Source organism: Amycolatopsis sp. NBC_01286 (assembly GCF_035982555.1).
Lineage (GTDB): Bacteria > Actinomycetota > Actinomycetes > Mycobacteriales > Pseudonocardiaceae > Amycolatopsis.
Genome location: NZ_CP108428.1, coordinates 7,537,149 through 7,548,720, shown reverse-complemented (window position 1 = coordinate 7,548,720; position 11,572 = coordinate 7,537,149). Strand labels below are relative to the sequence as shown.

11 protein-coding genes are annotated in these 11,572 nt (G+C 72.4%); 2 read left to right on the top strand and 9 right to left on the bottom strand.

The genetic code is table 11. The features are described from left to right. Nucleotides 1-134: 134 nt before the first annotated feature. Complete coding sequence (locus OG570_RS35375; protein ID WP_326953261.1) at nt 135-719, bottom strand: TetR/AcrR family transcriptional regulator; 585 nt, start codon at nt 717-719, stop codon at nt 135-137. Between the two features lie 133 nt (nt 720-852). Here OG570_RS35375 and OG570_RS35370 point away from each other — a divergent pair, with 133 nt between their 5' ends. Continuing rightward, nucleotides 853-2,418, top strand: coding sequence for an MDR family MFS transporter (locus OG570_RS35370; protein ID WP_326953260.1), 1,566 nt, complete (start codon nt 853-855; stop codon nt 2,416-2,418). 45 nt (nt 2,419-2,463) lie between these two features. Here OG570_RS35370 and OG570_RS35365 read toward each other — a convergent pair whose 3' ends face one another. Further along, nucleotides 2,464-4,548 carry a DUF6351 family protein gene (locus OG570_RS35365; protein WP_326953259.1) on the bottom strand — a complete coding sequence of 695 codons (2,085 nt, stop codon included), beginning with the start codon at nt 4,546-4,548 and terminating at the stop codon, nt 2,464-2,466. A gap of 312 nt (nt 4,549-4,860) precedes the next feature. Here OG570_RS35365 and OG570_RS35360 point away from each other — a divergent pair, with 312 nt between their 5' ends. Further along, nucleotides 4,861-5,070 carry a hypothetical protein gene (locus OG570_RS35360; protein WP_326949658.1) on the top strand — a complete coding sequence of 70 codons (210 nt, stop codon included), beginning with the start codon at nt 4,861-4,863 and terminating at the stop codon, nt 5,068-5,070. Between the two features lie 298 nt (nt 5,071-5,368). On the opposite strand, the gene OG570_RS35355 is transcribed toward OG570_RS35360, so the two are convergent. From OG570_RS35355 to OG570_RS35325, 7 genes are read right to left on the bottom strand one after another with little or no spacing between them, the layout of a single operon-like run. Further along, nucleotides 5,369-6,484: a GntG family PLP-dependent aldolase gene (locus tag OG570_RS35355; RefSeq protein WP_326953258.1), complete on the bottom strand. Its 1,116-nt coding sequence runs from the start codon at nt 6,482-6,484 to the stop codon at nt 5,369-5,371. Between the two features lie 17 nt (nt 6,485-6,501). Further along, nucleotides 6,502-6,687: an MbtH family protein gene (locus OG570_RS35350; protein WP_326953257.1), complete on the bottom strand. Its 186-nt coding sequence runs from the start codon at nt 6,685-6,687 to the stop codon at nt 6,502-6,504. Beyond that, nucleotides 6,684-8,174, bottom strand: a complete 1,491-nt coding sequence (argH, locus tag OG570_RS35345) for an argininosuccinate lyase (RefSeq protein WP_326953256.1) — start codon at nt 8,172-8,174, stop codon at nt 6,684-6,686. Before argH ends, OG570_RS35350 begins: the two co-directional genes overlap by 4 nt. Next, the gene (locus OG570_RS35340) at nt 8,171-8,299 is read right to left on the bottom strand and encodes a hypothetical protein (RefSeq protein ID WP_256474751.1); all 129 of its coding nucleotides are present in this window, start codon (nt 8,297-8,299) and stop codon (nt 8,171-8,173) included. Before OG570_RS35340 ends, argH begins: the two co-directional genes overlap by 4 nt. Next, nucleotides 8,296-9,495 carry an ATP-grasp domain-containing protein gene (locus OG570_RS35335; RefSeq protein WP_326960253.1) on the bottom strand — a complete coding sequence of 400 codons (1,200 nt, stop codon included), beginning with the start codon at nt 9,493-9,495 and terminating at the stop codon, nt 8,296-8,298. The genes OG570_RS35340 and OG570_RS35335 overlap by 4 nt, the downstream gene beginning before the upstream one ends. Next, nucleotides 9,495-10,535, bottom strand: coding sequence for a pyridoxal-phosphate dependent enzyme (locus OG570_RS35330; RefSeq protein ID WP_326949662.1), 1,041 nt, complete (start codon nt 10,533-10,535; stop codon nt 9,495-9,497). Before OG570_RS35330 ends, OG570_RS35335 begins: the two co-directional genes overlap by 1 nt. A gap of 5 nt (nt 10,536-10,540) precedes the next feature. Next, nucleotides 10,541-11,566 (bottom strand): GHMP family kinase ATP-binding protein, encoded by a 1,026-nt coding sequence (locus OG570_RS35325; protein ID WP_326953255.1) that lies wholly within the window; start codon nt 11,564-11,566, stop codon nt 10,541-10,543. Nucleotides 11,567-11,572: the final 6 nt, after the last annotated feature.

Here is an 11,572-nt window from a genome sequence, read left to right as displayed (position 1 = left end):
GGTGCCACCAGCCCGGCTCAATGCGTCTCCCGTTGCTCACCTGCACGCCTGCTCATCGCAGAGGTCGAGGTAAAGGATCGGCTGATCGGGGCCGGGAAAACCGCAGTCTTGCCCGCGTGGGAACGTCCGGAAAGCTACGAGTGCACGACGACCGGGAAGCCCGGGGAGATGAGGGACGCCGTCTCGGTGGCCGCGGCGAGGATCTCGTCGTCGGTCAGGTCGAGCCCGTGCGAGCCCATGACCGCGAGGTTGACGCTCATCATCGCCATCCGGATCTTGAGGCGGTCCAGCTCCGACGCGCCCGGCTCGGCCAGCAGCGACGAGATCTTCTGCAGCCGGTCCAGTGCGCCGCCGTGGTCGGGCTTGAGGTCGCGCAGCGCGGCCTGGTTGGCGATGGCGAACCGGGCGAAGCCGAGGCCGTCGTCCATGATGAGGCCGAACCAGCCGGCCGCTATCCTGGCCGAGCGCTCCGGCGAGTGCGGCTGCCCCTCGGCCCATTCGATGAGCGCGTCGAGCGTGGTCAGCCGGTCTTCGAACAGGCTGCGGACGATCGCTTCCTTGCTTTCGAAGTGGTAGTACAACGCGGCCTTGGTGATGTCGAGCTGCTCGGCGATCTGCCGCAACGACGTGGCCTCGTAGCCGTGCACGGTGAACAGGTCCAGCGCGACGCGCCGGATTTCGGCGCGCCGGTCGCCCGCTGCCTTGCGTTGCTGCGCCATGGGCGTGGCTCTCCTGGTTGCTCGATCGGTCCGCGGGTCCATGATAACCCGTTGCTTACCTTCCGGCCGGTCAGTACTCTCACTACTGACCGGCCGGAAAGTAAGTTGACCATCCCGTGAAGGATCCCGCCCCATGACGACAGAGACCACCGGCGAGGCCGCCCCGCCCGACACCGCGGCCACGGCAACGGCGCCCGCCCAGTTCACCCACCGGCAGATCATGGTCACCATGAGCGGCCTGGTCATCGCGATGCTCCTGGCGATGCTGGACAACATGATCGTCGCCCCGGCGCTGCCCACGATCGTCGGCGACCTCGGCGGCCTGAGCCACCTCGCCTGGGTGACGACCGGCTACATCCTCGCCTCGACGGCGTCCACCCCGATCTGGGGCAAGCTCGGCGACCTCTTCGGGCGGCGCATCGTCTTCGTCTCGTCGGTCGTGGTGTTCCTCGCGGGCTCGGCGCTGGCCGGGATGTCGCAGAACATGGGTGAACTGGTCGCCTTCCGCGCGGTGCAGGGCCTCGGCGCCGGCGGCCTGATGGTCGGCGTGCTGTCGATCATCGGCGAGATGATCCCGCCGCGGGAACGCAGCAAGTACATGGGCCTGATGATGGCCGTCATGCCGGTCGCGATGATCGGCGGCCCGCTGGCCGGCGGCTTCATCACGGACAACTTCTCCTGGCGCTGGGCCTTCTACGTCAACCTGCCGCTCGGCGCGGTCGCGCTGGTGGTCTGCTGGCTCACCCTCGCCAAGCTCCCCCGCGGCACCGGCAAGGCGCGCATCGACTGGCTCGGCGCCGGCCTGCTGACCGTGTGGATCACCACGCTCGTCCTGATCACCAGCTGGGGCGGCACGCAGTACGACTGGGCGTCACCGCAGATCCTCGGCCTCGCCGTGGTGACCGTGGCCGCGTTCATCGCCTTCGTGATCGTGCAGCGCCGGGTGGCCGAGCCGATCATGCCGCTGCGGGTGTTCGGCAACGTCAACTTCACCCTCTCCGGCGGGCTGGCGTTCATCTCCGGCTTCGCGATGTTCGGCGCGGTCACGTTCCTGCCGCAGTTCCAGCAGTTCGTGCAGGGCTCGTCGGCGACCAACAGCGGGCTGCTGCTGATGCCGATGATGATCGCGGCCATGGTCGTCTCCCTGGCCAGTGGCGCGATCATCAGCAAGACCGGGCGCTACAAGATCTTCCCGATCATCGGCGGCATCCTGCTCACCGCGGCGCTCGCCCTGTTCGCGACCCTGGACATCGACACGTCGAAGACGACGACCGCGATCTACATGGTCGTGCTCGGCGCCGGGATGGGCTGCCTGATGCAGACGTCCACGCTGATCGCGCAGAACAGCATCGAACTGCGTGACATCGGCGCGGGCACGGGCGCGGCGACCTTCCTGCGCAACATGGGCAGCTCGCTCGGGGTGGCGCTGCTGGGCGCGATCTACACCAGCTCGCTGAGCACGTCCCTGACCGGGGGCGCCGGCTTCTCCGCGAGCGGCAACCAGATGACCCCCGCCATCCTGCACAAGCTGCCCGAAGCCGCGCAGCACATGTTCAAGGTCGCCGTCACCGACAGCCTGGGCACGATGTTCATCGTGGCCGCCTCGGTCGCGGCGGCGGGCATCGTCATCGCGTTCTTCGTCCGCCAGATCCCGCTGCGGGGCCGCGCCCCCGCCGAGACGGCGCTCCAGGAAGTCTGACGACTCGGTGAGCGTTCCGGCCGGAACGCTCACCGAGTCCTTCTCTTAACGCAGCTTCGTCGGCGGCGTGGTGCCGGTCCGTTCGTCGCCGTAGCTCAGCCAGGTGCCGATCGGGGCACGCTGCCCGACGCCCGGACGGCTGTAGTCGCACACGCCGCCGGGGAACGCCGCCCGCAGCCGGGTCCGCTCCGCTGTCGTGAAGGTGACCGGGTAGTCGCGGAAGTTCAGCGGCTGGAGCCGGCACTTCAGCACGTCGAGGGCCAGGCTCTCCCCCGCGACCATCCGGGTGTTCGCCGCCACCGGGTACTGCGCGCCGCACTGGCCGCTCGCCGGGTACGTCAGCTTCTCGGTGATCCGCGACGTGGCGGAGAGGTAACACCCGTCGCTGAGATCGCCCGGCCGGTTCGCGAGCACCTTCTGCTGGTGGCTCCGGTGTGAGCCGTCGGCGTCGATCGCGGTGAGCCAGCGGTCCATCGCGTCGAGCTCGTAGACGCTGGCGGCCGCCGCTTCGGCTCCGGTGGCGTGGTTTTCGATGATGACCTGGTTGCCCGCGGTGCCGTTGGCCCGCAGAAGCCGTTGCCGCATCACGTAAGACCACTCGGTGGTGTGGATGTCGTTGCCGAACCCGGCGAGGTCGAGATCGGTCCGCTGGTCGATGATCGGCGTCTCCCGCAAGCCCTGCGACGCCGAGTTGACGAGGTCGTCGGCGTACACCGTGTTGAGTGCCTTCGGGTCGGCCGCGATCCGCTGTGCGACGGGCTTTCCGGTGTAGTCGAGGCCGCCGATGGCGGCGTTGAGGTCCACGAACTGCGCCGCGGTGATCGTCCCGGCCTTCAGCGCGGCCAAGCCGTACTGCACCCCGGTGGTGTCCAGCGGGCTGCGCACGAACCCGGTCTTCGGGTCACGGCCGATCTGGTTGGCCAGCTGCTCGTTCGAGTTGCACTTCACCCCGCGCGGGTTGGTGACGGGATCCCAGCGTGCCGCGACCGGGATGGCCGCGTTGCAGCTGTCGGTCGCGGTGGCGCGGCTGGCGAACGTCTGGTCCCAGGAGACGCAGGTGTCGTAGCTGGTGAAGCCGGCGACGGCCTGCTTCTGCGCCGCGGTGAACGACGCGCCCGCCCCGGCGAAGTACCGGTCCAGCAGGCGGCAGTCCGACACCGGGCCGCCGGTGCTCAGCGGGTCCGGGAACGAGACGCCGGGGATGATGCCGTCGACGATGCCGGGGTAGTTCTCGGCGATGTCGTACTGCTGGATCGCCCCGCCCGAGCCGCCCCAGCCGATGGTGTGGGCGACCGGGCCGTAGGTCTCGACGAAGTGTTCCTTGACCATCATCGCCGCTTCGGCGGAGATGATCGGGCTGCAGTTGTTGTCGAGCACGTTCAGGCTCGACGACGTGACCGCGTAGCCCTGGGCCAGGAACAGGTCGTTGACGACCCCGCCGGTCGAGTTGCCCTGGTGGTAGCCCGCGTTGCAGCCGCCGCCGAAGGTGTAGACCAGCTTCCCGTTCCAGCTCTTGTCCGGCGCGACGGGTGACGGCGCGCCGTCGTAGAGCGCCGCCATCTCGTAGACGGCGCGGTCGATCGTGCCGCGTTCGACGCGGACGACGTACGGCACCGCGTGCCCGCCGACCGTGGCCGTCGCGAGGTCCGCGGGCCGGGTCGCCGGGTCCGCGAGCGGCGCGAACGCCCCGGCGGTGGTCTTGTACTGGTAGCTCACCTGGGTCGGCGCGCTGCACAACGGCTGGGACGCCGCGGGCAGGCCGAACGCCTGGGTCTCGCAGTAGAACGGGCGCTGCTGCGAGCCGGAGAAGACGGGCCCGGTGATCGGGTGGTTGGTGACACGCAGGTTGGCCCGCTGGTCCGGACCGTGCCCGCTCGTCCGGGCGCTCAGGTCGTTGGCCCCGTCGCGCAGGCCGGTGACCAGGCCGAGCAGGCTGCCGTCCGGCTGGGCGTGGAAGCTCGAGGTGACGTCGTGGCCGTTGTCGCTCACGGTGACCCGCGCCCTCGCCGGCGGGACGACCTTGACCAGCACCTGTCCCCCGCTGACGAGCGCGGGCCGCGGGTTCGACACCGTCTCGATCGTCAGCTGCCGCCCGGGCGGAGCGCCGGCCACCGCGGTCGCGGTCCCCATCAGGAGGACGGGTGCGGTCAGGGCCGCCACCACGACGGATGAGCGCAAAGTACGGTTGGCCACCAGACACCCCGCTCGCTTGTGGCATCGCGTCATCGCGACACCGGGCAGCTGCCGGTATAGCACCTGCGGCCCGGCCGGAACAACATCCGGTATCCGTTGTGGAAGAACCGAAAAGTCCGGTTCGGACGCTGGGGCCGGCACCCGGGCGAGCGGTCCGGGGCCTTCGCCGACCGGTACCCGAACCGGCCCGGCGGTGGGGGCCGCATCGCCCGAGCGGACTAATTGCCTGGTGGAAGGGGGTAAAGCTGATTGACCCGCCGCACCGTTGGGTACTTCTGCGGCACAGCGAAACCCACCGGCCGCGGCGCCTTTCGCCGGATTGCCGCACGCCTCGCCCACCCGGAGACCATCATGAACGACTCAGGAGCTTGGCACGACCAGTTGCAGCGTCAGCAGGAAGCGATCCAGCGCAAGCGCCGGGAAACCGCCACGACCGGCACCGTCACCCCCACCCGGTGACGGCGGTCAGTCCACAAAGGAGCATCAGCCCGAGGCCCGCCTTTCCCCGTCCGCAGCGGGGTTCAGGCGGGCCTCGTTCGTTCTGGACCAACGGATCGACGGCGATCCCGCGGCTCTGCGACGACGACGGCGGTCGCGTCGGCCGGCCTCGGCCCGGGCTGCCGCTGTAACCCGGTAGCCGAACAGCAGCGTCGCCAAGTCCGCGTCGAGGATGCCGGGCACCGGTCGCCACGAGCGCGGTCGGTCACAGGCCGGTGGTGGCCGGCTCGCGGGGCCTGGGGACCCCGCGAGCGGAGCGTCACCGCAGGCCGGCGGTCGGGCCCAGCAGCTCGGTGAACACCGTGATCGCGCGGTCGATGGCGTCGTCGTCGACTCCGGCGTGGGTGACCGCGCGGATGCGGTCGGTGCCCAGCTCCTCCACCTTGATGCCGCGGCGGCGGGCCGCCTCGATCAGGGTGCGGGTGGTGTAGCGGTCGTCGCGGACCTTGAAGAACACCATGTTCGTCAGCGGCGGGCCCGGGTCCAGCCGGACGCCCGGGACGCGCGAGAGGCCACGGGCCAGGCGGGCTGCGCGGGCGTGGTCGTCGGCCAGGCGCTCGGTCATCTCCGTGAGTGCGACGATGCCGCAGGCCGCGATCATCCCGGCCTGGCGCATGCCGCCGCCGAGCATCTTGCGCATCCGGCGGGCCGCCGCGATCGTCACGCGGTCGCCGACCAGCACCGAGCCGATCGGCGCGCACAGGCCCTTCGACAGGCAGATCTGCACGGTGTCGGCGTGCTTGGCGATCTCCGCCGCGCTGACGCCCAGCGCCACCGCGGCGTTGAACAGCCGGGCGCCGTCGAGGTGCAGGGCGACGCCGTGCGACCGGATCAGCCGCGACACCTCGCTCAGGTAGTCCAGCTGCAGCGGCAGCCCGCCGCAGCGGTTCTGCGGTGTCTCCAGGCTCAGCACCGCCGGCGGCGCGATCTGCGGGTCGCTGCGGTCGACCGCGAGCGCCTCGGCGATGGCGGCCGGGTCGATGGTGCCGTCGGCGAGGTTGGGCAGCGGGTCGTAGACGATGCCGCCGCACAGCGACGCGCCGCCCGCTTCGTAGACGTAGACATCGGACTCGTGGCCGACGATCGCCTTGCCACCGCGCGGGCAGTGGGCCAGCAACGCGGTCAGGTTGGCCATCGTGCCGCTCGGCATCAGGCAGCCGGCCTGCTTGCCGAGCAGCTCGGCCGAGAGCTGCTCGAGGCGGTCCACGGTCGGGTCCTCGCCGTAGACGTCGTCGCCGAGCGGGGCGCGGGCGACCGCCTCGAGCATCGCCGGAGTGGGCAGGGTGAAGGTGTCGCTGCGGAGTTCGACGTGCGTGCCCTGGGCGGGCACGGACTCCGGGCGCAGGGTCGCGAGGTCGTCGGCGAAGGTCGTCACAACAGGCTCCTAAGAGGTCAGCGGGTGGCCATGCGGTCGCGGAGGCTCCGCGGGCGCATGTCGGTCCAGACGGCGTCGATGTGGGCGAGGCACTCGTCACGCGGGCCGGTGACGCCGGCGCTCAGCCAGCCGGGCGGCAGGTCGCGGCCGGCGGGCCAGATCGAGTACTGGTCCTCGTCGTTGCGGACGACGGTGAACGTCATGACGTGCTCCGGGTGTCGATGAGCGAGCGGACGGCGTCGTCGAGGCCGATCTCGGCCTGGCTCCAGCGCCAGCGGCGTTCCTCGACGTCGGCGCGGATGCGGGCGAACGCCGTCTCGGCCTCGGTGACGGCGGCGAGCACGGACTCCCGCGCCGGGCCGCCACCGTGGGCGGCGTGCTGGGCGACCTCGGCCGGGTCGAGCGCCGCGAGGACGTGCTCGGGCTGGCCGGCCAGCCGGGTCCGGGCGACTTCGTGCAGCGGCAGCCCGGCGTCGAGGGCCTCCTTGGCGATGGCGCCGACCTCGTGGTGCGCCTGCCGGAACGGCATCCCGGCGTCGACGAGCCGCTCGGCGAGGTGGGTGGCCGCGGTCTGGCCGTCGACGGCGCGTTCGTACATCCGCTCGGGCACCGGCTCGGCGCCTTCGACGACCAGCCGCAGCAGGACGACCGCGTCGGTGGCCGCTTCGAGCGCCGACCAGGCAGGGGCGACGGCTTCGGTGCCGACGGCGATGGCGTTGGTGAACCGCGCGGTGGCCATCGCGCTCGCCGACGCGGTGAACGCGCCGAGCGGCGCCAGCGCCCGGCCCTGGACGTGCTCCAGCAGGAACGGGTTGCGCTTCTGCGGCATCATCGAGCTGGACCCGACGACGTCGTCGGCCAGCCGCAGCAGCCCGGCCTCGGCGCTGGTCCAGGCCTGCAGGTCGTGCGAGACGCGGCAGAGCAGCACCCCGAGCACGGTGGCCGCGGACAGCTGCCGCAGCACCAGGTCCCGCGACGCGACGGCGTGCAGCGAGTTCGCCAGCGGTTCCGCGAAGCCGAGCAACGCCGTCGTGCGGTGCTGGTCGACCGGCAGCGACGTCCCGCCGACCGCGCCCGCGCCGAGCGGGTTCTGGTCGAGCTCCGCGCCGGCCTGCCACAGCCCTTCGACGTCGCGCACCAGCGCGCTCGCCACCCCGGCCAGGTAGTGGCCGTAGGTGATCGGCACCGCGGGCTGGTGGTGGGTGTAAGCGGGCATGGTGACGTCGGCCCAGCGCCGCGCGCGTTCCAGCAGGGCGCGGCCGAGGGCGTCGGACTCGGCGAGCAGCCGCTCGTGCGGTTCCCGCAGCCGCAGCCGCACGACGGTGGCGTTGAGGTCGTTGCGGGACCGTCCACTGTGGAGGATCCCGCCGACTTCGGCGCCGAGGGTGTCGATCAGGTAGGACTCGTAGGCGAGGTACCGGCCGCGGGGCGCGGGGACCTCGTGCAGCGGCGCGAACCGGTGCGCCCGCAGGTTTTCGATGCCGGCGAGGAGCTCGGCGGCGCGGCCGGCGTCGACGATGCCGCGTTCGGCCAGCATCACGACGTGGGCGCGGTCGACCTGGCTGATCAGGCCGAGCTCGGCGGCGACCGGGTCCGCCGCGGGGGCGGTGTCGCGGTCGAAGAGGATTTCCCGGGCCGCGGCGGCGACCGGGCTGCTCAGCCGTCCTGTATCGCCCTTGGCGATGGTCATCGGGGTGCTCCTTCCGGGGTTTCCGGGTGGGGTGCGGGACCGTCCGGGTCCCGTTCGTCGCCCGCGCGGTCGGCGTGGGCTTCGGCGGTCTGCGCGACGGTGGCGATCAGGAACCGCAGCGTCATCGGGTTTCTCCTCGGGGGATCAGGGCGGCGCGCAGCCGGTTCAGCCCCGCCACCGCGGCCGCGCGGCCGGCGCGGGGCCGGTCCGCGACGGCCAGCACGTACCCGGCCCGGTCGCGGTAGTCCCGGGCCGGGCGGACGACGGTGCCGTCCGGCCGGGACAGCCGGGCTTCCACCACTCCGGGCACGGCGGTGGCTTCGGCGACCGCGTCCCCCGCCGCGACCACCGACGCCGACGACGCGGTCAGGAACCGCAGCGAGGCGCACACCCGCCGGTCCGGCCGCAGGTGCGGGTCGTCCCCCAGCACCGCCGCCACCTGCGCCGCCACCAGGTCGACGCCGGTGGCCGCGCGGACCAGTTCCGGGATCATCCCGCCCGCCAGGCGGGGGTTGACCTCCATCAGCCGCGGGCCATCCGGCGTGAGCCGGATTTCGACGTGCGCGGCGCCGAACCCGAGGCCGAGCGCGGCCACCGCGGCCCGTGCGGTGTCGGCCAGCGCGGTCTCGTCCGCGGGTGGCAGCGCGGCCGGGGCGTCGTGGCCGACCTCGACGAAGAACGGCGCCGGACCGAGGTGCTTGCGGACGATCGCCACGACGACGTCGCCGAACAGCTCGACCGAGTACTCCGGCCCGCTCGCGTACGGCTCCACGAGCACCTGCGCCGGCACCGGCAGGCCGCGTTCGTTGTGGGTCACCGAAAGCAGCGCCGCCGCCTGGGAGGCCACCGATTCGGGTGTCTCGCACCGCAGCACCCCGACGCTGCCCGAGCCCTCGGCCGGCTTGAGCACCACGGGGAACTCGGTGGCCGCCGCGACGGCCGCGGCCACCGACGTCACGACCGTGCACTTCGGGGCCATCGCCGCCAGCGCGGCCCGCTGGTGGGCCTTGTTGCGGCAGTCGGTGACGGCGTCCGGGTCCGGGCCGGGCAGGTCCAGCTTCGCCGCGATCCGTGCCGCGACCGGGATGAAGTACTCCGAGCTGGTCGTCACCCCGGCCGGTTCGCCGATGTCGGCGGCGAGGACCGCGCACGCGTCGGCCGTGTCGCACCGGACGACGCGGACGCCGGCCTCGGCCGCGTACGGGTAGCGGTTCGGGTCGGCCGCCGCCAGCACCGGCTCGTAGCCGAGCTCGCGGGCGCGGCGGGCGAACAGCCGGCCGGTGCCGGTGGTGTTGCTTTCGACGAGCAGCAGGGTGCGCATCACGCCGCCACGTCGGGAACCAGGCGGCGCCGGCCCCAGTTCAGCCAGCTCCACGAGCCGCCGGGCTCGGTGGGGGCGACGACCTCGTACGGCTCGGCCGCGCCCGGGTGGGCCAGGCCCTGGGCTCGCAGCCACTCGTCGGAGTAGACGGTGTCCTGGTAGCGGTAGCCCTCGTCCGGCAGCAGCGCGACGACGGTGGCGTCCGGGTGCTGCCGCGACCACCAGTCGGCGACCTTGAAGGACGCGCCGCTGGTCGGGCCCATGAACAGGCAGTGCCGCGCGTACAGCTCGCGGGTCGCGGCGAACGCCTCGGCGGCGCCGATCCAGTGCACCTGGTCGTAGCTTTCGTGCGCGACGTTGGGCGGCACCAGGCTGTTGCCGAGCCCGCGCAGCACGCGCGGGCCGTCGGGCTGGCCGAAGATCGCGCTGCGCTGGGTGTCGACGCCGATCAGGTTCAGCTCGGGGGCGAGCATCCGCAGGAACGAGCTGGTGCCGGACGTCGACCCGCCGGAGCCGACCGCGCCGACCAGGCAGTCCGGCACGCCGATCGTCTCGGCGAGCTGCTCGGCGACCAGCGCGTAGGACGCCGGGTTGTCGGGATTGCTGTACTGGCCGGGCACCCAGTGGTTCGGGTACTCCGCGCGCAGCTCCTCCAGCCGGTCGAGCCGGGCGCGCTGGAACCCGCCGACCGGGCTGGGCTTCGGGCAGATCTCGACGCGGGCGCCGAGGTGCTCGAGGCGGCGCTTCAACGGCGCGTCGATCGCCGGGTCGCCGACGATCGTGAGCGGGTAGCCGCGCAGGCGGCAGACCATCGCGAGGCCGAGGCCGAAGGTGCCCGACGACGTCTCGAGCACGGTGGTGCCGGGGCCCACTTCGCCGCGTTCTTCGGCGCGGTCGAGCATGAACCGGGCGGGCAGCAGCTTCATCAGGCCGAAGGCGGCGACGTGGAAGCCGGGCCGGATGCGGATGATCCGGGGCAGCTCGGTGGCTTCCACAACGGACCGGCTGACAGCGTGGCTGAGGGGAGCGGCAAGGGTCATCGGACTCACCTTTCGGTTTCGAACTGCCAGGTTTCGGTCACGTCGAGCCGGGTCGCGGCGAACTCCAGCCGCGCCGGGGTTTCGGCGTCGGCCGCGTCGAAGATCAGGCCGGCGACGTCGCCGCTGTGCGCGACCTGCACGCCGGCGGCCCCGGCGGCGCGGGCGACGGCGAGGATGTCGTCCAGCCCCGGGATGGGCAGGTGGCGCTGGTTGAGCAGGGTGCTGGCGGTGGCGACGCGGCCGAGCAGCCGCGCGTCGCCATCGTTGATGGCCCGCCGCAGCAGGCCGCGCAGCGGGCGGAACGCCTCGATCTCCCACGACGTGTAGCGCGCGGGCGGGAGTTCCAGGGTGTCGACGCCGCGCCCGCCCGGGCTGGTGCCGAAACCCAGCACGGCCAGCGGCATCAGCTCGCCGAGGTCTTCGATCGGCTCGCCCTCGCGGTGCGCGAAGACCACCGCGCGGCCGCCGTACATCAGGGAGTCGGACGCGGTTTCGGCTTCGACGGCGAGCGCGCCGACCTCGGCCGGGGTGAGCCGGCGGCCGGTCGCGGCGAGCACCGCGCCGATCGCCGACGTCACGTCCGCCGTCGACGACCCGAAACCGCGGCAGAGCGGGATGTCGCTGGTGATGTCGAGCAGCCCACCGGGCACCGGGTAGCCCAGCCGGGCGAGGGTGAGGTCGGCGGCGCGGCGGGCCTTGCTGCGCCACGCGGGCCGCACGGTCGTGCCGGTGTCCTCGGTGGGCAGGAACGTCGCGCGGGTGCTGTAGAGCGGGCACGGCAGCGTGACCAGGCCGCGGCGCAGCCGGTCGCCGGTGACGAAGACCCCTTGCAGGATCTCGCCGTGGTGGGCGTCGACGCGGAAACTGCCCGCGCGCGGGTCGGTACTGTGCTGATCGTTACCAATCCGACCACGGTCACGGCCGAATGGCTTTGTAGCAACGGTTACGTGGCGCGCGAGGGTCGGCCTACCTTTGGTCGGACTGGTAACAGGGGCGGGGGCCGGTGCGGCGACCGCGAGGTCCTCGGTCATGGCGTT